This is a genomic window from Candidatus Paceibacterota bacterium, assembly GCA_041660505.1.
Taxonomy (GTDB): domain Bacteria; phylum Patescibacteriota; class Minisyncoccia; order Phycocordibacterales; family JACRKE01; genus JBAZWG01.
Genome location: JBAZWG010000002.1, coordinates 48839 through 72712 on the forward strand (window position 1 = coordinate 48839; position 23874 = coordinate 72712).

Genomic DNA, 23874 nt, shown 5'->3' on the forward strand with positions numbered 1-23874 from the left:
GGGTACAATCACCTCATGCAGGTCATCACACTTATCCCCATCGTCCGTGGTATCGGCAAAGACGAGCTTACCTACTTCTCTACCCTGCCTGTCAAGGTCGGCGACATTGCCACTGTCACCATCAACTCGCGCGAAGTGCGCGGGATAGTCACGGACGTACTCGACGCGAGAACGGCAAAGAATTCTGTGAAGCGCGGAGACTTCGCGCTAAAGAAGGTTCTGAAGATCGAGCCGGGATTTATTGCACCATCTGTCATTTCTGTAGCAAAAGAAACTTCTGATTATTTCGCTTGTTCAGTGAGTCAGGTTCTCGGCTCGATGTACCCCAAAAACGTACTAAACGAAGTTGAAAGTAAAAAGTTGCCGTGCCTGCCGGCAGGCAGGAAAGTTGAAAGGAATCACCCCTCTCCTTCGGGGAGGGGCCGGGGTGGGGTTGCAATCGAAGGAACCCGGCAAGATCGTTTTGTTTGGATTCAAAAAAACTTAATCAAGAGGAATATGAAAGTCTTATATATTTCACCATCGAATCATGAACTAGCAAAAGCTAAAAAAGTTTTCAATGATACTGAAATTATTTGCGTATCGCCGGAATATGGCTTTGTATGGCTACCTTATGTCGATACGATAATTTTAGATAACGAAAGTGGCGCTGGCTATCATGATAATTCACGGGCACAAATAGATTTTAAAAAAGTGTACGAATTTCATGCGCTGGAAAATAAACAGCAAATAATTTTCGCTGATAACGTGCTTGATCTCAAATATTTCGCAAATCCAAAAAGTGGCCAACATCGGGTGTTGACCACTTTTCCAAAAGTTATGGTGGTAAAAAAGGAAAAAACTGCTCTGCATAATTCTTGGCTCGTGAGTAAAGAAGCAGTGGGATTGACGGAAAAAATACTTGCAAAAAATTCTAGAATGTTCTTCTTCGCTCCACGTAAAAGTATCGCGAGTATCACCGTATGTGGTGATTGCGGCGAAACCGTGCAGTGTGAGACTTGCAAACGGCCACTTATGCTCGCACGCAAGAATGGTAAACGAATATTCATCTGCCAAAAATGCTCTCAAATCACGCAAGTAGATATATCATGTGCAAGCTGTAATAGCTGGAAGTTGAGACCCCTGGGTGTGACAGTTGACTCTGTCGCTGATGAGCTGGAGCGATTATTTCCCAAGGCGACCGTCTTGCGAGTGTCGGGCGACATCACAAAGACCAAGACCCAACTTGCAAAAATCATCAAACAATTTTATGCCACATCCGGCGCGCTGCTCGTCGGCACCGAGCTTGCGCTCCCCTATCTCGAACAGCTAATTTCTTATTCTGTAATCTCCAGTATCGATTCGTTTTTATCAGGCAGAAGTTTGTCAGGTACGGACAAAGCCGCGCGAATTATCTTTGAGGTTGCAACCCTTGCCCATGAAAAAGTTTTAGTAGAAACAAGCGACCCACACCAGCAATTTTTTCAAGATATTTCTGATGGCGGAGGTTTAACCTCCGCTATGCTAAAAACATATCGCGAACATGAACTTGCAGAAAGAAAAAAGTTTAACTATCCGCCATACAGTATTATCATAAAAATAAATTCAGAAATATTTTTTATAAATAAAGAGAAGTGGCCGGACGCAGAACTCGTCGCGAGAATTCGCGCGTTGCCAAAGGGCTCAACCTACACCATAGACGCAAACAGTGTCGTGTAGTATAGTAGGGTGATGAAAGTGATGTTGGATGGCGCACCGGTACTGCGCGAAAAAGCAAGAGAAGTACCTGTACCGGATATCAAAAAAGGCTTATATAAAGCCATGGTTGCAGACATGCAGGCTACGCTCCTGAAGTGCCACGATGGGGTAGCCTTGGCCGCCCCGCAGGTCGGCAAGAGCATCAGATTATTCGTAATATCGCCAAAAGTATTTCAAGCCGAACAGGAGTTAGGAGATGGGAGATCGGAGTTAGGGAAATCCAAAACCGTATCCCCCAAACTCCAAACTCCTAACTCCCAACTCCCACGCCTCGTCTACTTCAACCCTAAAATAAAAAAAGTTTCTGCCAGTAAAAAAGATCTCGATGAAGGCTGCCTCTCGGTGAACGGCCTCTATGGCAAAGTCCCGCGCAGTACAAAGGCGCTGATTGAAGCCTACGACGAATACGGTATGAAGTTTACGCGCGGAGCATCGGGCCTGCTCGCGCAAATCTTCCAACATGAAGTCGATCATCTTGATGGCATTCTCTATATCGACAAAGCATCGGAACTCAAGCAATTAGAAAGTAGGAAAACAGATGCTTAATTCGAATGGAAGTTGGGAGTTGGGAGTTGGGAGTTGGGGAAAATACAACTTCGTATTTTTTGGTACTTCTAACTTCGCCGTCATAGTTTTAGACGAGCTCAAGGCCGGCGGCTATCTACCGAGTTTAATTATTACAGTGCCTGATTCCCCGCAGGGCAGAAAGCAGATAATTACTCCTTCACCGGTTAAACTCTGGGCAATTGAACATAATATCCCTATCGAACAACCCGAGAAACTCCTAACTCCCAACTCCCAACTCCTAACTCCTAACCGTGACTTCGGCATTGTCGTTGATTACGGCAAAATCATTCCGCAGAAAATTATAGATATCCCGAAACACGGACTTCTGAACGTACACGTGTCTCTTTTGCCAAAATTTCGCGGGGCTTCGCCAATGCAAACAGCAATACTTGAAGGCGAAGCAGAGACCGGCGTAACTATAATGCAAGTGGTAAAGGGGCTCGATGAAGGCGATATAATTGCACAAGAAAAATTTGATTTGGCTAACTGGCACCCGTATTTTCTTGAACTTGCAGACAAAACCGCACATGCCGGCGGTAAATTGCTTGTAAAAATTCTGCCGGATTATCTCGCCGGCAAAATTACACCAATTAAACAAGATAATTCTAAGGCAACTTTTACGCGAAAATTCGAGGTGCAAGACGGTTTTATAAAACCTGAAATCGTGCTGGGCACAGAGACTGGAGAATTGGCGCAAAAAGCAGAAAGAAAAGTCCGTGCCCTGAATCCAGAACCCGGCACCTGGACCGAGTTAAAAATAAGAAATACGGCTCTACGTATAAAGATTCTGAAGGCGCACTTAGAAGTAGATAAATTTATACCCGACACTGTAATACCCGCCGGCAAGAAAGAGATGTCGTGGCAAGACTTCAAAAACGGGAATCTGTAAGCTACGCCTTCTTAAGACCTTTTAAAATTTTCTTGATCTTTCTTGCCCCTCTAGTTCTAAGAGTTTGAGCGCGGTCCTTCTTCGAAACAATTTCGCGCTCGAGCTCATCTTTCATCGCGTCTATGGAAGCATAGAGGTCGTCTGTCGTAGCCGAGGCGTTATAACTGTCTTTACCCACCTTGACGTGCGCTTCCGCCTTAAACAATAATCCCGAATGATGATGTTTGGTCGTCTTGCCGATCTCGACTTTTACTAATACAGTGTCGAGCTTCTCTTGCTTAACGAGCAATTTCTTTAGCAAGCCAAACTTCTTCTCGACATACAACTGTATCGCCGGTGTCAACTGCATCTCTATCGCGTTGATGTTTAACTTCATAGCGTGAGGTTATTTAATAAACTTTCCTGCCTGCCGACAGGCATGGCAACTTTATACTTTTAACTTTTAACTATTCTGAACACCTCCAGAGCCGCGCATACGTATGCTCGCCGTATCGAAGATACTGAAGAGCTTCGAGGGTGATGTGTGGCCGGAGATAAGGCGCACAAGCTTCTCCTCTACGCCTAATGTTCTTGCCAAGAGCTCTGTAACTTTCTTATTAGCGAGATTGCGCTCGGCCTTCTCGCGCACCCACATCTCATACTTGTCAGAAGACACCTTTGTTACACGATCAGCCTTGGCGCCCGGCGTAACCTTAACGTGGATATACATATCGGTAGAATACTCTACTTGGTGATATTTGTGAATGGGCCTGTGATAGTGTGCTCGTAGCCGTTGTAATACGGGTAGGAAGCAGTGGAAGTTTGGCCCTCTGCGGCCGCATCATCGGTGTCGGCATTCTGGGGCGCGATAGTAGCGCTCGAGTTAAGGCCCGTCGCAAGAAGGTCGGTATTCTCATTGATATTAAAGTCTATTGTGCGGTTGACACCGAGGCCGACATCGCCTTTGACGTACGCATTAAACGAGTCGCCGCGCTCGATGCGGATACCATCCTCACCAAAATCGGAATCATAGAAGCGTGAGTCGCTATCGCGAGGGACGGCATCGAATTCATACTTCTGCCCGCGATATTCGACGACTGTCTTAACATTGTGTATATCATCTCCACTGGCCGAACCGTTCTGACGCCAAGCAAGAGAGTTAAGAGTAATAGGCTCCGCACCGCTCAGATCGAAACGCACGCCAGAGAAAGCAACGCCTGCTGAATTCAAGATAATACTCTTGTTCAGAGCCGGGTCATACGAGCCGATAGTACCCGTCAAGCTCCCAATGACATACGTCTCATTGACCGTCTGGAATCTGCCGGCGATTGGCAGGCTGCCCTGAACCGGTGCGTCTGCATCGATTGCCGTAAGTGAGAGCCTCGCCAATTCCCCATCGTGCCCCGTGAGATCGCTCGCCATGGCACCATAGAGCGTGATTTCTTGCGACTCGTCTTGCTTAATAAGCATTGGCTTCTTTAATCTCAAAATATAAATATGATCTGTATGAGGTGCGAGAACATAGGCCGCATCTTCATATATCCCTAAATACGAGAATACCGATTCGCTCGCCATGCCCGTCTGCATGATGGTAAGAGCCTTTACTGTTACATCGGCGCCCTTGGCCGTAAACTTAACTTTGGTAAATTCTGCCCCTTGATCTGCGGCGACAAGGAGCCGTTCCGCCGGATTTTCTAATTGTTCGACGAGGAGCGCTGGAGCCTCTGTGGCCGGCACGCTGACGACGCTTGCCGTAAGCGCTGAACTGCTTTGCGCGATCATCTGGGCCAGCTCCTTACGAAGCTCTACTATTTTCTTAAGCAACGCGACAATAAGCTCTTGCTTGCTGTTCGATGATTGCACTGTGGCATTCGCCGTCTGCACGGACACGAACGACACCAGAAGCAATAAGCCAAGAGCGACACTTTTAGAAACTGATTTCATGTTGTTACCGTTACTATAGCACTAAATAAGCAGATGTGAACCCCGAAATCAAGAAAACAGTGGATTACTTACTATCTTCAGATAACGGCCTCATAAGCGGGAACATCTGCGTCTCGCGGATAGGTTTGTCTGCCAAGAATGAGAATAACCGCTCGCCGAAGCCGAAGCCACATGTTGGCGGCATACCGTGCTCGAGCATCTCCACGAACTCCCAGTCCGGCATCATCGCCTCCTCATCTCCGGCCTCAAGAAGTTTGTTCTGTTCCTCGAAGCGTTTGCGCTGGTCCAGTGGATCATTAAGCTCTGAATATCCCTTGCCGGCCTCACTGCCGGCGATAAGCGGGATGAATGTCTCGGTAAATTCCGGATGCCCGGGCAGACTCTTGGCGAGCGGCATGATGAGCTTGGGTAAATGGACGAGGAAAGCCGGGCCGGAAATTTTCTTGCGACAATACTTCCAGAGGGTGTCGGTTAGCCGTTCCTGCGTCTCGCCTTCATACTCAACCCCGAGTTCTTTAAGCTTTGCTTTGATCTTTTCTGCATCGGTCGCAACTACATCAATACCTGTCTGGCGCAACACTTCGTCGCGGAACTCGATCCTCGGCCAGTTGCCGGCGAGGTCGAATTTGTGTCCGCGCGCCTCGAACTTTGTCGTCCCGAACACTTCTCGCGCAATAGTCTGATACAAATCTTGCACCAGATTCATTCCGTCTTCATAGTTCGCATACGCCCAATAGAATTCCAGATTGGTATATTCCTGCAGATGGTCAGGGCTCGTCCCCTCGTTCCTATATACTCGGCCGATTTCGTAGATTTTCTCGAAGCTTCCGGCCATTAGGCGCTTCTGCCATAACTCCCCCACTGAAATTCTTAAATATAAATCTATATCGAAATCATTGTGATGTGTCGTAAAAGGCCTAGCCTCGGCACCGCCGGTCGTGACTTCCAAGGTTGGCGTCTCTACCTCGAGAAATCCCTTCTTCTGCATGAAGTCGCGTGTTACAGCCCAGAATTTCGCCTTCTTTATGAACAAATCACGCAGTTCATCACTCTGGAGCAAATCAAGATAGCGCTTCCTGTAACGCGTCTCTTCGTCGGTCAGGCCGTGCCACTTCTCGGGCAATGGCAAGAGGGCTTTAGTCAGGAATGTCCATGACTTTACTAAAATAGAAATTTCGCCTTTCTTGGTCGTAAAAATAGTACCGCTGACGCCAATAAAATCGCCCGAGTCAATCACTCTGGTAAAAAGATCATACGATGCGTCATCAACTTCGCCGACTTTTAAAACAACCTGAATGCGACCGGAGAAGTCCTGAATGTGCGCGAATGTTATCTTGCCCATCTCGCGCCGGAGCATCACGCGACCGGCAGTCGTAACATCAGCACCATCGCCTGCGGCAACAGCCTCGGCGCAAGTATGCGTCCTCTCGAAGCGGTCGACGTAAGCCGAGACGCCGGCAGCCTTTAACAATTCAAGTTTTTTAATTCTATCGGCTCGTTCTCCTGTCTGTTCTATTTTATTATCCATAATCACACTATTCTACACCGATAACATGGCGCTTGTCTACGTTTAATTAGGCGCCGAAAATTTATGTTGCCAAATGCAACTTTTTATGTTTTAATTAGAACAATATCAGTTCCCTACCATCACCCCAATACAGTCCCGCCAGAAGCGGGGCGAAAGGTAAAGTGCTCCATGAAGTCCTTCTTCACGCCATGCGAGGTGGCGAAGCTCGTCAACATCTCGTACCGCCAGATCCAGTACTGGGATAAGACGAACTTCATCCGCCCGTCTTACCGGAAGCGCGGGAAATACCGCCTGTATACCTTCGCTAATCTCATCCAGCTCAAGGTGGCGCGCACCTTGCGTGACCACGACTTCAGCATCCAGCGTCTGCGCAAGACGATTGTGAACCTGAAGGAGCTCTTGCCTCAGGTGGCTCACCCATTGGTGGAGCTCACCTTCCTCATCGAGGGCGAGAAGATTCTCGTCTTCAACGGCGAGGTCCTCATGAACGCCGTCTGTAGCCAGAACTACATCCGCTTCGACGTGAAGACGCTTCGCGAGGAGATCAAGACGCAATTCCCCGAGGCGTTCGCGCTGGAACCGCCTAGCCGCTACGGTGGCAAGGCGGCAAAGTGAGGTGAACGGTAATAGTGATGGAATCGTCCCGAGTCAGCAATGGCTCGGGACGATTTGTTTTCATAATTTCTTCGGGAAGAGTATCGACAGCCACATGGAGATTCCGAGCGCAACACAGATGACCAGAAGCGAAGTGAGAGACGAAAGATGAATATCGATAATATCCAGAAGCATTTTTGCACCGATGAATATCAAGATGAAGGCGAGACCTTTTTGGAGATGATGAAATTTATGCAAGAAGCCCTCAATCAAGAAGAATAGCGCGCGCAGACCCATCACGGCGAAGATGTTCGAGGTGAAGACGATGAAAGGATGCTGGGATATCGCGAACGCGGCGGGGATAGAATCGAAGGCGAAGACAATATCGGTCGTCTCGACGAGTATTACAATCAAAGCAAGCAGAGTAAAAAATAGTTTGCCATTCTCGCGGACGACGAATTTACCGCCATGATGATTAGTACTGAAACGCAGATATTTGCGCGCGTATTTTACAACTCTCCCATCCTCCAGATTGGCGTGCTCTTCTTTCCTTTCTGCGAAGAGTTTAACTCCGGTATAGAGCAAGACTATCCCGAATATATATAGAATCCAATGGAACTGGCTGATGAGATAGGCGCCGGCACCGATGAATATCGCACGAAAGACTACCGCACCAAGTATCCCCCAGAAGAGCACTTTATGATGATACTTCTCCTCCAGCTTGAAGTAGCTAAAGATAAGCATTATAACGAAAAGATTGTCTACGGATAGCATCTTCTCCGTCACATAAGCGCCCAAGAATTCCGCCGCGAGTTCCTTGCTCATGAAGATAAAAACAAGGAAGGCGAACGCGAGCGAGATAGCCACCCAGAACATCGATTGGATAAGAGCCTCCTTAGGTTCTATCTTGTGCGCACGCTTGTTGAAGTAGCCGAGATCGGCAACAAGAAATGAGACAATAATAAAACCGAACAAGAGAGATAACGATGTTTGAGGGTCCATTGGGAAAGGGGCTATGCCTTGCGCGTGAGCCAGCCGGCGACAAGCATACAACCGGCCACAATATTCACAATAGCATGCGCCGACGCTTGTGTCTCGGGCAGGCCGACAACAAGCATATAGACATGGGTAACTACCACGACGAACAACCCGGCCATATACAACCACCAACTCATTTTATTATTTTCGTACATAATATTTCTTAGCTACTTAATAATCATATTTTCTTTTAAAGCAGCGGTGTCAGTTTGGATTTTTTCTTGAGTAGTCCGCGTATCAACCTGTGACGTCTGCGCCGGCACGTATATCGGCTTCAATCGGGTTTGGGATAGTATTGCTTCCACCTGCGCCTTTAGTGCGTCAATCTGACTTCTTAGAGAAGCCTTCGTTTCATCATCGGTGGCAATATTCAACTGTGCCATTAAAGCATCGATTTTCGCCGAGACGGGAACTATTTGCAATTGTCCTTTCAGTGCAGTGATTTGTGCCGGCAAATGAGCCTGTGCTACGACGTCGGTAGTAGTGTCTAGTTGATTCTGTAGTTTATTAATTTCCGCCTGTATATTCGCCATTTTTTCTTGGGTGGTTAGATATCCGTTACCTACTGAGTTGGTTGATGTTTTATTTGCCGGATTATTTATACCGCTTGGTTCTGCTTGACCGTATCCTCCACCTGTCGTTACTGCTGGTGTAGTTCTGACTTGAGTGTTAATAACTTGCCCCGGCACAATGCTAAACGTCCCGTCGCTGGAGTCGCCAATATAAGAAATCGCATTACAATACGAGACTGAACCTTCGACGTAGATTGTTATTTTATAATTATCGCCCGCGGGGAGTATTTGATTAAGTCTATAAGTATAACTCTCCGGATTTGTGGTAACTCCTATCAATTGACTGCTGTTTGGCGTTGTTTTAGTCGTTGGCTGATCGTGTCCTTTTTCCAAGTAAATCAGCAAGGCTTTATTGCCGGCAACATTTTCCGCAGAATATTTTATAGTCTGGAATTCGCCCATTTGCCATACTTCCCCGCCGTTTGGAGAAAGAACTTTAATGACAGTCGAAGTGAATTGAGGCTGAACGGTCGTCGGAGCTTTACATGGTGTGGCTGGCGTGGTCGTTACGGATCGAGTTGTGGGAGGCGTCGGTGCCCCCGATACTAGATAAGGGACTTCCGATGTGTCCGGCGCGGCCGTCGTTTGACCGCCGGGCTGGGCAATAATTACCGGCGTTGTCGATACCGGAGGAATAGCGGTGGCAAGTACGTTTAATTTCTCTTGCGTTTTCGGGCCCACAATTCCGATAGACTCGATGCCGTTTTGAGCCTGGAATTTTTTAACCGCCGCGGCTGTACGCGGACCGTAATATCCGTTCACCGTGCCATCAGGGTAAGCGCCGGTATAATTTTTAAGAAACTCTTGCAACTGTTTTACATCATCGCCGGTAGTCCCCTGCGTTAGAACTCTGCTGAACTTGAGTTCCATTTTGACAGTTTGCACTTCTGTTTTGAGGTCTGCTATCTGGGCCTGGAGCGATTGTATCTGCGTCTGCAGTTTTTTAATCAAAACCTGCAAATCAGCCGTCGGGTCAACTGTCTGTGCGAATGAAACTAACGGCAGTGCGAAGGCAAGCAAAAATAAATATTTTTTCATATATTTTTTAAAGAACATATTTTAAGATGAAATAGACAATCGCCAATGCGAGAGGGACGCCGATGAGTGCCGCGACGGCATCTCCTTGCGCAGATGCCGGCGCACCGGTAGTAAGATTAACATTTATATATCGATCTTCTCTGCGCGGTCTCATTTTAACAGTGATCTTCTTGCCCGTTTCGGCCGACTTAATCACAAGCTCAACCTCTGAATTCTTTTTGTTAGCTAAGACATCCTGGAAATATGGGTCTTTTGCACGATAACGCGCTGGATCGCCCGTATAAGAGCGATTGTAGACTGGCCAATTGCCGACATTTTTACCATTGATCTTCAGAATAAAATCGCCCGGGTTTATACCATTTTCTGCCGCAACGGAATGCGGCTCGACATGATTGATTAAACGCCAGTCTTTTGGTCCAAATCCGAGCCCCAGGCCACTATAGCGCGAACGACAGACACGACGCTTCGGAGACTTGTCTGACTTCTCAGGGAACTCTCCTATTAACTCTGCGAGCATAACGGGCGCAATTCCGCGAATATCCGGGTCAAGCCCTTCATTATCCGCTTCGCCCATCCAAATCATCGGCGGGATTTCAAGCTTTTTACCGCTTGCCAACTTGGCGTGATTCAAAAAATTAAGCCTAATATTACTGTAAAAGGTGGTGGTGGTGTAACCCGGCGTAGTGCGCGAGCTTGTTATAGGCACGGCGGAAGTCATCCCTCCCCAGCTATCGCCGAGCGTGACAATATTCCAGTCGTACTTTACTTCTGTGCTGGTGATTGTCGTCGGTGGGGTATATTGCTCTTTTTTGCCACTAAAGAAATCCATACTGATGACGGTCTGCGGATTCTTTTTCGCACGTGTCATCCCTTGCGACAACAATATTTTTTCCAAATCTCGAAAGAGCTCTTTTTCGAGCAACGGGTTTGTCTTGTTAGTATAATCGAAGTCGAAGGTCTTGTAGTCGGCCAAGGGCTCATCGGTATCGCGATAAGTCCGAACATTGATTTCTTCCATCGGGAAGGCAACGGGGAAAAGGTCTTCGTTGTTGTTATTGTAACCCGCCGCGTGTTCCCCTATCGTGTCCACAATATTGGCTTCAGAAATCCATGAGGTTGCAGCCACTGCCTTCTTTCGTTTCGCCTTTCCAACCAGTAACCCGAACAAAACACCCAGTACCAGATAAAACACGGGTGTCATCCATAATGCAATGGTGAACAAGCTTGATGTATCAGGGCTAATTATCGCCACTATAAATACAACCGGGTAAAGTAATACTGCTAATAAATCAACAGAATACCCGGAGAAAAAAAGAGTTGGGTAAATCAATCCTATTATCAATCCAATCATCCCCCACTTCTTCCAACTCTTCCAATTTTTCATAAAATTAATTTTTAATTATTTGTTTGAGTTTTGTCGAAAAGTCATTCACACCTTTATTGCTGGACGAGTTGGCGCAGTTGTAATTGCCTACATCCAGAAGAACGTTATCGTTTCTTGAGACTTCTACCGATTGATTCGACCCGCCCGTGCAGCCGCCTAGGTCTTTTTCTGTCTTGCTTATAAGCATCGCCTTGCCGACAACTTGTTTGAATTGGTCTTCTGTAACTATCACGTCCTGCTTCTTTGTAACATTCCCCTTATAATCGTTCACTGTCAGCTCTCCGACTGCTCCGCCGTTAGCAGGAAAAGATAAAGTCAAAATATTTTTAGTGTAATAGGGCGGTGGCACAGAGCCGTTATCTTCTGTATATACGAGCTTCACGTTGCGAAAGTCGCCGAGATCAACCGGAGGAGTTACTTTCTTGTCAGCGAATAAAACGTAGCCTAATATGACCAACACGGCGATAAGGAGAATGTATTTACTTTTCATATATTACATTATAGCACTTATTCTCTTTAATTTTCTAGCTCCTTTTTGTAGTAATTTCGCATTTTTATTAGTTAGCACTTTTTTGCCGATTTTAGCCTAGATTTGTTTGCGCGCATTGCCGGCGATGCTACCGCCTTCATTCGCCACCGCCTTATTCTCGTCTAAATTTTTCGGTTCGCGCTTTCCGGAGATTTCTGTCGTTGCCGTTTCTGCGAGCATATTCAAGACCAGTTCCAGATTGGTCATATTGTCCCGCAGATTTTCTTTCTTTAAATCTTTGAATTTTTTGTATTCTCTCGTGGTCATGCCGGTCCAAGCCTTTGAGATTTCGTCAGTCAAAATAGCGAATTCCAATCCTTCTTTGACACCGCGCTTTTCCCATTCATCGGTCAATGCTTTGCGAATTTCAATACTTTTTAGTCTCTGGTTCACCCACTCTGGGCTGTATCCTTTTTGTAAATATGTTTTAAGCGCACGATTAATAGTAAGCTCTGGGTCAGCAGTCTCTTCGAGCCGTTCATACCCTACCTGTGCGAGCCAAAGCTTAAATGGCTCTGCGTTAGGAGAAGGAATTGACTGGATAAGCCTAAGTATTGTTTCTGTGTCGGCCGCGTCGGTTTCTCTTTGCTTTCCGTCCTCTGCTAACATTTTCAACCGGTGACATTTTGTCACCACTTCACTTCCTTCTTCTTTTAATCGCTGTGCCAGTTTATTCCAATACTTTCTAGGGTCGGTACTCCCGGCCAACACTCTCACAACATCAACCACGGAAAAATACCAAAGCTCGTTATCTTCGTCCCAATGTCGACGTATTTGTGCTCCTTCGAAAATAGCGACTGCTTTATTCCTTTTCATTCCAATTGGATTGTTCTGCGTTATCTACTTGACCGCTTCGCCGAAGGCCTCGTCTGCGACGTCTTTGTCTGCGTCGGCTTTGGTCACATGAATCTTTCCGTCTATGTGATTTGGCGGGGCATAAACTGTGTAGATTTTGAGATCGCTAGTGCCTGTGTTAAAGAAATTATGCTTCGTGCCCGGTGTCACCACTACAACATCGCCGGCTCGAATCGGACTTTCTTTATCGTTTAACACCGCTTTGCCTGTTCCGCTTAAAAAGAATAGGGTTTGCTCGACGTTCTTATGCGTCTCCTCGCCCAATTCTCCGCCGGCCGGGATGTTCATCACGACAAGCTGGCTGCGCGCGCCGGTGAACAACACTTTTCTGAAATACGTATTCTTTTCCGTCTCGGCGACAATGTTCGTTATATATGGCATATGTAAATATTGTAGCACATTCAGACTAGTAATATTTATCTATCTGCTTTTTGTGCTCGGCGTAAGTCTTACTGCAATGAAAATTGCCTTTTTTGTCGTTGAAGTAGAAAAGGCAATCGGTCTTGATGGGGTTAAGCGCGGCGAGGATTGAGGCGACAGACGGATTGGCAATCGGCGCCGGCGGGAGGCCGGAATTTTGGTAAGTGTTATAGGGCGACTTGATATATTTGTCTCTTGGATAGACCGTCGGCCACCAGTTACTCACCGATTTGTTATTAGCCTTGGCATATTGGAGCGTTGCGTCTACCTGCAAATTCATATCAGCGAATATTCTGTTCCACATAATACCGGACAAGAGCCTCATGCCGTCTGTCGTGATAGTCTCACGCTGGATGAGCGATGCGATAGTGAGAGCCTCGTTCAAAGGCACGACCGCTTGTGTTGATGTACTATAATGAGCGAGCACGTCGGCAGAAAATCTCTCGTTTACCAATTTCTGCGCATCTTCCGGCGCCATACCTTTCGCCACCGCATAAAGACCGGGCGCGAATGAACCTTCTGTAAGCGGTAAAGACGCGCCGGTTAGTGGTGTCAGAAACTTCTGCTTTTGCTTGCTTGTCCAGCCAAGCGTCTTGGCAAAGGCTGTCGCCACCTGCTCTTTGCGCATGCCGGGCGTTATGGTCACGAATCGTTCAGTAACGTTTGCCAGGTTTTGATACCAAGGCAGGTCGGCAAGACTCGTAGCAAGCCAAACAAAAATATCTTGAATAACACCGCCGACACTGGCGACAGAAGCGCCGAAGAGCGAATGTTCGTCGGCAAGGAAGGCATTGACCTGTTCGTTCTCTGAAATAATCTCGCGCTTCGGATCAACAGTCACAGGAAATTCCTGGGTCATTTTAGAAACGGCCTGTTGTTGTTCATATTGGAGCGACCAAGTTAATATTCTGGGGAGCGAAAGAAAGAAGACAATAAAAAGAATCGGTATGAGTATGAGAAGAAGCTTTTTCCGGCTAAGCCATTGCATGAGTTCATTCTAACAAAAAACAGGCTCGATGCGAAGCTGACGTTTTCCACTGTCTCCAGTTGGTGCTCTATACGAGCCGTGTTACAATATTGTTCATATGGAAATTGTAACAATTGTGTTCACTGTAGTAATAGCCCTACTGTCATTCTGGATTCTCTTCAAGCTCAAGGGTTACGGCGGAGTAATCGGCCGGTCATTAAACAGCATCGGCTACGGCACGGTCGTCCTCGGCTTCTCGCAAGTCCTTGAGTCAGCCGTCCCCGACTCTTTTGGTATCGACCCGGAGACTATCCACATGTCTCACCATTTCATCTTTATCGTTGGTCTGACCATGGTCGCCTGGGGCTTCAAGAATTTGATGGATAAAAGATAGGCTTTTTATACATCTTTTTTTGAATGCAAAACACATGAAAAAATATCTAGCTTCGCTCGGCGTATTTATTTTTCTCTCTGTTGTTTTAAGTTCTGCCACGGCCATCAATCCGCCCCCCTCCGCCGACTACACAGGCGCGGTTACGAATGCAACAAACACACAAAAAAAGAGCCAGAAGGCACTGACGTCGGCATATGCGTCACTTAACAAAGAAATAGAAGAAGGGCTGACCCATCCGGGGGTATCGCCGTCGTGGCGCAACATGATTCAGAAGAAGCTTGAACTCTTGCGGAAGCAAGGTTTGGATGCAAAAAGAGTATCCGCCCTCAAGTCTAAAATAGACAAGCTTAGCGTGGGCGGAGCCTCCGATGCGCAGGTGCTTGCCGCTCAAGGAGCGGCGTGCAACGCGTCAACCACGCCAATCTTCACCCATGCGTTTACCGACCTCGAGAAAGTCAATGCGCTCAACCCTATCGGCGGCATCGGCGGAGGCTCGCCGGGTAGGAGCTATATCGGCGTTAAGGATGGCATGGAGGCTCCGATCTATGCGCCCATGGACGCGACGCTCCGCACCATCGTGTACGCAGACCGCGGCGCTGGATACGGCGAGTATGGGCTCATCTTCGAGGCGGGGTGCGGGCTCCAATTCATGTTCGATCACATTGACCGCATTTCTGACCGGCTTATGGCCTACGCCCCCAAGACGGCAGCAGCTTCTTCGCAAGTTCAAGACGGCAAACGTTACTCCATCGCTATTCGCGCCGGAGAGCTCCTCGGCTACACGAACGGCACCGACCTCGCGCACACCTTTGACTTTTTGGTTATGAATTTTGCGAAGAAAAATAATTTTCTTAATCCCAAGCGCTGGGAATGGGAACAGGCCGTATACGCCACCTGCCAATACGATTACTTTACTACTGACTTGCGTTCGGCATATTACGCCAAGCTCGGCCGGCCGAGTGAAGCCGGCATCATAATACAAGCGCGGTCGTGTGGCAATCCTTCGCACGATGTTGCAGATACCATTTCCGGCGGATGGTTCAAGGTCGGGAGCAGCGACATACGCGGCGAATATCTGGCAATCGCCCGCGAATACGACGGCGCGCAAGTTGCCTATCGCAAAGACGGCCTCGCCTTCGCAAGCACAGAGAATGTGCAGGCCGGCATCCCCTACTTCCGCCTGACAGACCCGTCGCCGAGGAAATTCCCCGCCGATGTCAAAGTCGGAGAGGAAATCTGCTACAGCGACCGTCAGAACTGGTCATTCATCAAACTTGTCTCAACAACAGAACTTGCCCTCATTCGTGGAACAGGCGCATGCCCCGCCACCTTCCCGGAAGAGAAAGTGGAAACCTGGCTCCGCTAGTTGAGCCACTTGAACCCCCTCGGCTCATGGCGAGTAAAAAGTAATCGGTTTATCAGAATTTGCAATGTGCATTTTTTGCATATTGCTTTTTTGAACTATCCGGAAATCCCGAATAGTTGCTTTTCTCTCCAATTCCTTATACCACAGCGAGCCAAATGGTGGGAATTGACTCGCTCCGAGTCTAAAGCGCCTGATATTCGGCGCGCTCGTCCGGGCCAACTTGCTGCAACCTGCCGGCCATTACCAACTGCCCTAAGTATCTGCTGGCCGTCCGGTGCGAGACGTGCAGGAGCTTCTCTACCTGGTCATTATTTATTGATTTTTTCTCTGTCGCGAATTTCATAATTCGTTCAAGCTTCGCCCGTTTGCGAAATTGAATTTTCTCCAGAGCCCTGGCAAGAAGTGACCTGTTATCAAGACGTTGAGGTCTCTCCTCGGGCTGATCCAAAGCGCCCATAGGGCGATAAGCCGGAGGTGAGACCTCGACGACATTTGCGGTGGGTTGAGGTGCTCCATTTTGAGGTTGAGGTGAGTCCTCAAGGAGGAGCGAAGCGACGGGAAGAGGTCCCTGCCCGACAATGCCAGTCGCTGGCAGGCGGGTCTCCTCGGCCACCATGGGTTGAGAAGCGGAGGCGGAAGTCTCGACGACAATCGGTTGGATCTCCTCGCCTTGCCCGTCCGGAGTCGCAGACGAAGGCGGGACGACAATATCTTGCCGTTGAGGTGCTTCGTCCGCCCGTAGCTCTGAAGGAGCGGAGGCGGAAGCCCCGGGAAGAGGTCCCTGCCCGACAGTGCCAGTCGTGGGCAGGCGGGTCTCCTCGGCGACATCAGGTACGGAATCCGACGCAACGGCGACTTGCTCCGGTTGTGACGGAGAAGGCTCGGTTGGCTCCACAGGAGCCGGTGTTGTCTCGGGGGCTATTGCTTCGGGTGTTTGGTCTGGGGGCATGAATACATCATACCATAACTTCTGTCGCGATAAATCCTATCTGACTGACGTTATGGCGAGCATTCCTGTAGCGAGCACAGTACTTCATGTCACTGTCAAGTGGTGGGAAAAAGGCTTCGATTCGGGCATAAAAACAGAAAGTTCTTGCCTTAATTTTTTTCCTGTTTTCTAATGCGGTGGGAAACTTTTTTTTGCCACTTTTCCACTTCTACACAGAGCATTATAGGCATATAATAGAGTGTTTGAAAAAAGAAAAAGAGGCACGTTTTGGACATTCGGCCTCCTTTTCTTTAGATTAAAAATGCCAGAGCGAAATATCGTCGACTTCGGCCTGGCCTCTTATGCTGAAATGCTACAGCAAGAAGCAAATCGGCGCAAGGGTAAGACTGTGGGAAAGTATGCTGAATATAGATCATAACATACTCAGTGTGCTATGGAATAAGGCGGTAACGGTACTTGGATACGACCAGAATAAGTACCGTAAAGATCGCTGTGGTGCTTTCATTGCCTGGCAAGAATACGGAAACAGAGAGAGTAATCTTGGGTGGGAAATTGACCACATTGTTCCAGTAAGCGCTGGAGGTTCCGATTACTTATCGAACCTTCAACCATTACACTGGCAAAACAATGTAGCAAAGGGTGATGGCCAGCTGGTTTGTGCAATATCGGCACGTTAGAGTGTCGGTCGTCCAACAAAACACAAACCGCCCATATGGGCGGTTTGTGTTTTGTTAGTAGCAGGTCTATTTCTTACTTACAATCGCGATTGTCTCTCTTATCACCTCAAGAATTTGATCCATTGTCTGTTTAGATCCACTGAGATAGTCCCAGAGCTCATCAGCTATCATTACTTCATCTTCAGCAAAGTACTTTTTAAATTCAACTAGGTAATCAAAGAATCTCTTCTTGTCGTAGTCGGTGGGTTTTATGGCAGTTGGATCAAAAGGAAACCCAACAAAAAACTTCACGTCATGTTTTGGGTACAGCAATTTTAACGCAGCCTTCCCATACAAAATTTTCTGCTTCTCACCGCGCCCCTCTCCTGCGTTTGGCCTAACTGATTTCATTTCGACTGCAACAATTTCATTCTTTTTTTCAATAAAGATATCTGCGGTAAAGCCTAAGGCTTCAACTGAATCCTCTGTATCACTGAATTTAAAAATTCTAGAGTTTTCCTGCTTCAAGTCTGGTTTAATCTGAGAAGATTTCAGCCCCCTTATGATTTCATCTATCACAAGCGACTGGCTTTTTTTAACCTTTAAAGTATATGGACCAGTGAACTTTCTCTTGTAGCCTCCTGATAGGATATTTCCAAAATTTTCAAATCCTGTACCAAGCGAGGTACTCAGGCCATGTAGCCAGCTTGCAATAGCTACCAATCGAGGTGTCTCAATATTTAATCCTCGAAATTTTTCTTTAAAACACTCAAGCACGGCGTCATGAAAGGGCGCGTTTCTATTTTGCGCACTTAAGTCTGGAAAGCTTTTTAACCTACTTGATAAAATTTTCTTTACTTCTTCGCTAACACGATTTTTCTGATCTGCAGTTAGTTTCATGCTATTTATTTTTTAGATGAAATATTATCTCCGAATAGGGTGTTCGATCTCTTTCTGTTCGGTTCAACACTGGCCGTTTGAATTGGTTTACAATTTTCATTCCTGAGTTTTCTGCAATTTCTGGGTAGAGATTATACTTATCGTTTGCTACGAGAAACACATTATAGTCGTTAGCAAAATACTGCTTACAATTATTCAAAACATCTGTAATCCCCTGAGCGTATGACCGACGTGCATCTTGACCCTGTCCCTTGTATAGCGGCCCTATTTCAAGCTCATCCTTTCTTTTAAATCCAAGCAGGTCGTACGCATACGCATGCTGTTCGTGGTAGTCGATCTGACCAACATATGGTGGTGATGAGAAGATTCCTGAAATTTTCTGTTTTTGAAGCAACTTAGCGAACTCTGGATTTTGTTTCTCTGCTTTCTCAAAAATGTTTACTGCCCTTGAGTCGCCCGTCAGAACTGAGTAGTGAACAGGTTTACGGAGTGAATTAAATTCTCTAATTCTATCGATAGTATCATAAGCGTAACGATTGAGCATCGTTGCAATCGAAAATAGAGGCTTACAAATCTTTTTGTGCTTGTAACAGTAGTACGTGGTCAGTTGTGGCTCTTTGAGCGTAGCTAAGTCGCTGTGTGTCGTTGCTCGGCACGACCTGATTGTTCTACTTAAAATCAGTGCTAGTATTTTCCTGGTTTTGACGTTCTTTTCCCCTTTCACCGTTTCAAATACGTGATCAATCTCCCGCCTCACATTTTCCATAAACCAGACATCCAGGAACGATGTCGCTATATCTTGTTTTATTTTAACTGAATATTTTTTCAGAAGCTTTTCATAGGTCGGTAAAAATTCTTTTTCTTTTTCTACGGCAAGCGTACGCTCATCGAACCCTTTTTGACTCGCACCATACCTAAAGTCAGCCCCGGGAAAATATTTATTATTAAACTTTGCAAGTTCCATCAGGAGCTCGGATTCAAAATCTTGTATCTTGTTATCATGCTCAAATGTATCGATAGCGGTGAGCATCTTTTTTAATGCTTTTTGCAGGTACTCATCGTCGTAGTGACTCGCCTTACAACTGGCAATCATGCAGTTAAATTCTGAGACGTCAACCCCGACAGAATGAATGCCCATTTCAAGAGACTGTATTATAGTGGTTCCGGAACCAAGAAACGGGTCTAGTACAATATCCCCGGGTTTGAAATAAACCTCTTTTTTAAAATCATCTGTGTGGCTATCTAGAAAATACTCAACAAGCTGAGGGATGTATTTCCCCTTGTACGGATGAAGTCGGTGAACATGTTTAGTCGTGTCTTTCTCCCTCAAATTATCAAAAGATAGTGCCCAGTTTAGATCATTACCCAGATTTTTTTTCCAGCTTACTTCACGTTTTCCGTTATATGATTCGTAATAGCTTTTTAAGTCACCCAAATCAACCATGGTCGAACCATTCTCGCCATGTTTTTTTACCTTACCATATTGAACCAAGTACGAAATGTTTGTTGGGTAAACATCCTTTTGCAGATACTCTGACGCCCATTTTGACGCTTCTGAAATTGAGACAAGTGACATGTGTTGATTATAACATTTTAATATCAAATTCAAAATAAAATCAAAATTCGCCGAGGACTCTAAAATATGCTATAGTGCCGTTCGAGTCCTAAGAGGTTCGATTAGAAGTTAATTTCATTTATGAAATTGATAACAAAATTGAGCCGAGCTCTCTTCGTAGTGTACTCAGTTGCCTCTGGAAGCTGAAAAGCATCTCCAGAAGAGAAACCAAAGCCAATGGCTGCCCGATACTGTTTTGAAGGCACTAAAGAGACGTAGAAAGATGATCAAAACATCTTGCTAAAGTACATTAACGGGTGTGTACAGAGCACTGGCTCCGCATTAAGTCACCATTTATGTGGTGACTTTGCGTTTCAAGAACACACGAAAGTCATCGAAGAGAGACCTCTTCCCGCTACTGATCCTTGAGGACTTATGGTCGCCGAGGTCTCACCTCTGGCTAATCGCTATGGCGATTTTGGGCCAGCCTGAGGAGAGACCTCAACGCCAAAATTTATTTCCCTCAAGCGGCAAAATATTTCAAATCCTCCGGCTGTCGTAGGCCCAGTGGAGCACCGCTTGCCTTTGGCCCGGGCGGCAGGTGAGGTCCTTTGGCTTGCAGTTATTCTTTATCTGCGCAATGTGCCTTCGGATAGCCTTCCAGCGTTTGATCTGGCGCCCGTCTTCGCCGGGTAGCCTGCGGCCCATGTAGTAGCGGCAGTACAAATTTCTCTACAACCTTTCCGACTTGACAGAGCGACGAATCAGTTTCACTATCAACTTATATAAGTTCGATAGCAACCAACTCGTCATTTAGTTACTATTTATGCAAGCAAAGTCAACTAACTTTATCCGCAGTCACTTTTATCCCCGAGGACTCACCTTAGCGTCAATATAAATTCCTCTACAACCTTTCAGACTTGACAGAGCGACTATCCACTGTTACAAGATTGACACTGACGTCGGCGTCGGGTATACTCGTCTTACGACTTTCGGGTCGTCCTGCCCGTGGATTCGGGTTTACGATCCGCAAAGCCTGGCTAAATGCCAGGTTTTTGCTTTATTAGGCTAATGTGTTTCTTGATATCTTGAGCATTAACCACCAAATCTGCGATGTCTTTGAGGTCATGAACCACCGGTCCGCCTTTGATTAGAATGATCTTTTTCTTTTTTGACTTTAGATATCTAAGTAAGTGGACAAAATCCGCATCGCTGGAAAGCAGACAGAAAGTATCATAATTATCTAATAACTTAATGGCGTCGACACTTATCTCGACGTCGAAGTTGCACTTCGGGAGGAACACATAGTCCCCCATATCGTCATGGAATAGCGTACGGGTATTTGAGGTAAGTTCCTCTGGAGACAGGAGATGATGCCGTACTTTTTGAATTGGCTTGGTAGAAACGGCATGCTTACCAAAAATATCTCGCGCGACGCGGATGAAACCTAAGGACTTAGTGTTCGCAGAATCGTGTCCATAGTAAAACCGCACGGTTTTTGAAAATATCGAGAGAAATTGGTCTAGTTTTTCTATGTCTATACAGAGCCGTTCTTCCTCGGCCAGAGCAATATGGTCATGTGTTTGCCGGTCATCATCAAACCAATAATTAACATTACCGAAGTCTATAAACGAAAAAACTTCTGGGAAATTATCGCCAATTCCCAGCTCTTGCCTCACAAATTCTTTTTTAAATTCATCAAGATTCATTCCGTGATTCTACTCTGCTTAGCCCCAAAAATCTAGGCAGAACATTTGTCCCCAAGGACTCCCGCCAGACTCGCTTAGAGGTTCCAAGCGGGCGGGCACCTTTTCCCGTAGCTTTGCTCCTTCTCAAGGAGAGACCTAGGCGGCAGTAAATTTACCCCGTTAGATAATTCTTCAGTCTTGTTCTGACATATCGTTTACCCCGTTAGATTGTTCGCTGTATCTAACGGGGTGAATTTTTCGCTTTCCATTCGAGCCTTTAAAAGGAAGATGGTCTCAGTCCGGAGCTTTGCCCGGGCCCAATCTTTTTGAGGCTCGGTAAGAAAGTCACCCAAGCCATCAAGGATATGCTTGTTATCCATCTTCTCTATTTGCTCAACGGATTTTTGCAAAAGCTCTTTGAAAGACACTTCGGAACGCTGTTCAACAATCTCCTTATTTATCGGCCAATTGTTTTTAAGGAAAAACCAAACGTCATAAATATCACGGCTCGTTTTGCCAACTCGTTCATGCATAGCCATAAGTTTGTGGGCAAACATATCCTCCCGGATCATCACAAGCATAGAGATGCCGAGTAGAGTTCGGAGCTCATACTTAGAGCCAAAATTCCTTCGGTTTACCTCAACTTTTATTTTCTGTGCTCCCGGTGCGTATGAGATAACATTTAAAAGATTAAAGTGTTTTATGCGAGAATCAATGATCGTCCCGTAACTTTTAGCAATTTTATTAATTTTTTCAAACACTTCAGCTTCTTTGCTTTCATCCAGCAAATCAAAATCCAAATCAACCGAGTCTCGATTCAAATCATAGAACAAGAGAGCGGCAGTACCGCCCTTAAAACCCAAATGAGTGGCAATCGAAGTGTCCGAGTAAATATCCTTCAGAATCTGAAGCAATATATTTTTGTGTTTTGAGTAGTCTAGTGTCATAGGTTTTTACCCCGTTAGATAACTTCATATCTAATGGGGTGAAGGTTTGTTAGGCTGGTTACTTTTATAATGCTCAAAATATGTCTTAACCTTTTTCTCCATTCGCTTATTGTGATAGATAGGCAAAATTTCAAACACCTTGTCAAAGTCCAAGGAATCCAAGTTATCAAAATGGTAATCTTTACTAATGTAGACTCGATCCAAGAAAGCGCGCTCTTTGGTTGCCATGGCGATGCCATCTTCATGCTCTATGCCAGATGTATTACTCAACACATAATCTTTCATCCGGATAAATGAAATTCTATGACCATCGGCTTCAATTTCTCTGGTCACGTATGTGGCAACAAAAATATTTCCATAGTACTGAAAATTAATACCGGTCCGAGTCAATACGGTCTCAAAGCTAATGTATGAGGGAGTATAAATACGAGTCGCCAACTCAAAATGATTATAGTTTTTGTCTTTGGCATAAATGCCACGATGCACCCTAACCAACTTTCCAGCCTTAACATATTTCTTTAATCGCCCACTGACTGTTTGCTCTTTTTCTTCGCCCCACAACAAAGCAACATCTTTAGTAGAAAAGACGGTTTTAGGAGATCTTAATAAAACCTCCAAATATTCACCTTTGACTGGTTTATTATCCATATGTAGACTGAAGGGTACCTTAAAGGTCTCTTCCGGTACATTATATGCCGTATTCAAAATAAGCGCAATAGTCAAATATTAAAAATCGTAGAAGTCAGACTTCTACTGCTCACCATGGCGCTGTTTTGATTTTTGGGACTTATTTTGGTACTATGTCTGCAGTGTTCTTTATCATAAGATACATTCCGCAGCCTGCCCGCCATGCCTACTAAGGCAAGTCGTTGGCAGGCGGGTAGCTCAGCCTGTATAATATAAACATGTTTTTCTTTACTTATGTGCTCCAGAGTGAGGTTGATAACAAGTTATACATAGGCTGGACGAATGACCTGAAGAAACGATTAGCTTCCCACAATACTGGGTTGGTGGAGGCAACAAAGCCAAGGCGCCCGCTAAAGTTGATTTATTACGAAGCTTGCTTGAACAAAGAACAAGCAATCAAACGTGAGAAATACTTTAAAACAGGGTTTGGAAGATCGTTTTTAAAGTCACGGATATGATACATTCCGCAGTAGCTCAGTGGTAGAGCAGCTCGCTGTTAACGAGTTGGTCGTAGGTTCGAATCCTACCTGCGGAGCAGCACATTGGAAAGGTCAGATTTTTCGGAAGATTTTTTGGCCAAGATTAATTCGGCATAGGGCTGTTGAGCCACGCCGGAGATTTTTTTGTTTTTCAAATACAGGTTCGAGCCGAAGATTTTTTTCACGGCAGATTTTTTGGCGGGGAGAGAGGG

The 23874-nt window shown here is 46.1% G+C and carries 26 protein-coding genes, 1 tRNA gene and 1 pseudogene; 9 read left to right on the forward strand and 19 right to left on the reverse strand.

From position 1 onward, the window contains the following. The first annotated feature begins 15 nt into the window (after window positions 1-15). Genes WC764_04075 through WC764_04085 form a run of 3 tightly spaced genes read left to right on the forward strand, consistent with a single transcriptional unit; the run spans window position 16 to window position 3193 of the window. Entirely contained in the window at window positions 16-1698 is a 1683-nt protein-coding gene (locus WC764_04075) for a hypothetical protein (protein ID MFA6006870.1), read from the forward strand. Window positions 1699-1710: 12 nt separating this feature from the next. Continuing rightward, window positions 1711-2283 carry a peptide deformylase gene (locus WC764_04080; GenBank protein MFA6006871.1) on the forward strand — a complete coding sequence of 191 codons (573 nt, stop codon included), beginning with the start codon at window positions 1711-1713 and terminating at the stop codon, window positions 2281-2283. Continuing rightward, complete coding sequence (locus WC764_04085; GenBank protein MFA6006872.1) at window positions 2276-3193, forward strand: methionyl-tRNA formyltransferase; 918 nt, start codon at window positions 2276-2278, stop codon at window positions 3191-3193. The genes WC764_04080 and WC764_04085 overlap by 8 nt, the downstream gene beginning before the upstream one ends. A 1-nt stretch (window position 3194) precedes the next feature. Here the strand turns inward: WC764_04085 and raiA are convergent, their stop codons facing one another. From raiA to lysS, 4 genes are all read right to left on the reverse strand, one after another. Further along, window positions 3195-3569 (reverse strand): ribosome-associated translation inhibitor RaiA, encoded by a 375-nt coding sequence (gene raiA / locus WC764_04090; GenBank protein ID MFA6006873.1) that lies wholly within the window; start codon window positions 3567-3569, stop codon window positions 3195-3197. A gap of 66 nt (window positions 3570-3635) precedes the next feature. Then, the gene (locus WC764_04095; GenBank protein MFA6006874.1) at window positions 3636-3902 is read right to left on the reverse strand and encodes a DUF167 domain-containing protein; all 267 of its coding nucleotides are present in this window, start codon (window positions 3900-3902) and stop codon (window positions 3636-3638) included. A 14-nt stretch (window positions 3903-3916) separates the two neighbouring features. After that, on the reverse strand, window positions 3917-5116 hold the full coding sequence (locus WC764_04100; protein MFA6006875.1) for a hypothetical protein: 1200 nt from the start codon (window positions 5114-5116) through the stop codon (window positions 3917-3919). Between the two features lie 64 nt (window positions 5117-5180). Further along, entirely contained in the window at window positions 5181-6644 is a 1464-nt protein-coding gene (gene lysS / locus WC764_04105; protein ID MFA6006876.1) for a lysine--tRNA ligase, read from the reverse strand. A 168-nt stretch (window positions 6645-6812) separates the two neighbouring features. On the opposite strand from lysS, the gene WC764_04110 reads away from it, so the two are divergent. Continuing rightward, window positions 6813-7259 carry a MerR family transcriptional regulator gene (locus WC764_04110; protein MFA6006877.1) on the forward strand — a complete coding sequence of 149 codons (447 nt, stop codon included), beginning with the start codon at window positions 6813-6815 and terminating at the stop codon, window positions 7257-7259. Window positions 7260-7319: 60 nt separating this feature from the next. Here the strand turns inward: WC764_04110 and WC764_04115 are convergent, their stop codons facing one another. From WC764_04115 to mltG, 8 genes are all read right to left on the reverse strand, one after another. Then, entirely contained in the window at window positions 7320-8240 is a 921-nt protein-coding gene (locus WC764_04115) for a TerC/Alx family metal homeostasis membrane protein (GenBank protein MFA6006878.1), read from the reverse strand. A gap of 11 nt (window positions 8241-8251) precedes the next feature. Next, the gene (locus WC764_04120; protein MFA6006879.1) at window positions 8252-8431 is read right to left on the reverse strand and encodes a hypothetical protein; all 180 of its coding nucleotides are present in this window, start codon (window positions 8429-8431) and stop codon (window positions 8252-8254) included. 12 nt (window positions 8432-8443) lie between these two features. Further along, the gene (locus tag WC764_04125; GenBank protein MFA6006880.1) at window positions 8444-9904 is read right to left on the reverse strand and encodes a peptidoglycan-binding domain-containing protein; all 1461 of its coding nucleotides are present in this window, start codon (window positions 9902-9904) and stop codon (window positions 8444-8446) included. Next, on the reverse strand, window positions 9894-11270 hold the full coding sequence (locus WC764_04130; protein MFA6006881.1) for a PDZ domain-containing protein: 1377 nt from the start codon (window positions 11268-11270) through the stop codon (window positions 9894-9896). Before WC764_04130 ends, WC764_04125 begins: the two co-directional genes overlap by 11 nt. A gap of 4 nt (window positions 11271-11274) precedes the next feature. Beyond that, window positions 11275-11760 carry a hypothetical protein gene (locus WC764_04135; protein ID MFA6006882.1) on the reverse strand — a complete coding sequence of 162 codons (486 nt, stop codon included), beginning with the start codon at window positions 11758-11760 and terminating at the stop codon, window positions 11275-11277. 96 nt (window positions 11761-11856) lie between these two features. Beyond that, window positions 11857-12615, reverse strand: coding sequence for a Bro-N domain-containing protein (locus tag WC764_04140; GenBank protein ID MFA6006883.1), 759 nt, complete (start codon window positions 12613-12615; stop codon window positions 11857-11859). A gap of 24 nt (window positions 12616-12639) precedes the next feature. After that, the gene (locus WC764_04145; protein ID MFA6006884.1) at window positions 12640-13035 is read right to left on the reverse strand and encodes a cupin domain-containing protein; all 396 of its coding nucleotides are present in this window, start codon (window positions 13033-13035) and stop codon (window positions 12640-12642) included. A gap of 25 nt (window positions 13036-13060) precedes the next feature. Continuing rightward, window positions 13061-14062: an endolytic transglycosylase MltG gene (gene mltG / locus WC764_04150; protein ID MFA6006885.1), complete on the reverse strand. Its 1002-nt coding sequence runs from the start codon at window positions 14060-14062 to the stop codon at window positions 13061-13063. Window positions 14063-14159: 97 nt separating this feature from the next. Here mltG and WC764_04155 point away from each other — a divergent pair, with 97 nt between their 5' ends. Together WC764_04155 and WC764_04160 are read left to right on the forward strand one after the other, a co-directional pair. Continuing rightward, window positions 14160-14435, forward strand: coding sequence for a hypothetical protein (locus WC764_04155; GenBank protein ID MFA6006886.1), 276 nt, complete (start codon window positions 14160-14162; stop codon window positions 14433-14435). Window positions 14436-14469: 34 nt separating this feature from the next. Further along, window positions 14470-15801, forward strand: coding sequence for a hypothetical protein (locus tag WC764_04160; protein ID MFA6006887.1), 1332 nt, complete (start codon window positions 14470-14472; stop codon window positions 15799-15801). Window positions 15802-15982: 181 nt separating this feature from the next. Here the strand turns inward: WC764_04160 and WC764_04165 are convergent, their stop codons facing one another. After that, a complete protein-coding gene (locus tag WC764_04165; protein MFA6006888.1) occupies window positions 15983-16750 on the reverse strand; it encodes a hypothetical protein in 768 nt (255 codons plus the stop codon). A 398-nt stretch (window positions 16751-17148) separates the two neighbouring features. Between WC764_04165 and WC764_04170 the strand changes: the two genes are divergently transcribed. Continuing rightward, window positions 17149-17427, forward strand: coding sequence for an HNH endonuclease signature motif containing protein (locus WC764_04170; GenBank protein ID MFA6006889.1), 279 nt, complete (start codon window positions 17149-17151; stop codon window positions 17425-17427). Between the two features lie 66 nt (window positions 17428-17493). On the opposite strand, the gene WC764_04175 is transcribed toward WC764_04170, so the two are convergent. The 6 genes and pseudogenes from WC764_04175 to WC764_04200 all read right to left on the reverse strand — a co-directional run bounded on the left by WC764_04175 (window position 17494) and on the right by WC764_04200 (window position 23144). After that, entirely contained in the window at window positions 17494-18306 is an 813-nt protein-coding gene (locus tag WC764_04175) for a TdeIII family type II restriction endonuclease (GenBank protein MFA6006890.1), read from the reverse strand. Between the two features lies 1 nt (window position 18307). After that, on the reverse strand, window positions 18308-19882 hold the full coding sequence (locus WC764_04180) for a DNA methyltransferase (GenBank protein MFA6006891.1): 1575 nt from the start codon (window positions 19880-19882) through the stop codon (window positions 18308-18310). Between the two features lie 519 nt (window positions 19883-20401). Then, window positions 20402-20584, reverse strand: a pseudogene (locus WC764_04185) (hypothetical protein). A 317-nt stretch (window positions 20585-20901) separates the two neighbouring features. Further along, on the reverse strand, window positions 20902-21570 hold the full coding sequence (locus WC764_04190) for an NYN domain-containing protein (GenBank protein MFA6006892.1): 669 nt from the start codon (window positions 21568-21570) through the stop codon (window positions 20902-20904). 194 nt (window positions 21571-21764) lie between these two features. Next, window positions 21765-22496, reverse strand: coding sequence for a nucleotidyl transferase AbiEii/AbiGii toxin family protein (locus tag WC764_04195; GenBank protein ID MFA6006893.1), 732 nt, complete (start codon window positions 22494-22496; stop codon window positions 21765-21767). Window positions 22497-22526: 30 nt separating this feature from the next. Beyond that, complete coding sequence (locus tag WC764_04200; GenBank protein ID MFA6006894.1) at window positions 22527-23144, reverse strand: type IV toxin-antitoxin system AbiEi family antitoxin domain-containing protein; 618 nt, start codon at window positions 23142-23144, stop codon at window positions 22527-22529. 257 nt (window positions 23145-23401) lie between these two features. On the opposite strand from WC764_04200, the gene WC764_04205 reads away from it, so the two are divergent. After that, entirely contained in the window at window positions 23402-23641 is a 240-nt protein-coding gene (locus WC764_04205) for a GIY-YIG nuclease family protein (GenBank protein MFA6006895.1), read from the forward strand. 5 nt (window positions 23642-23646) lie between these two features. Beyond that, window positions 23647-23718 (forward strand) — tRNA-Asn (locus WC764_04210). The last annotated feature ends 156 nt before the right edge of the window (window positions 23719-23874 follow it).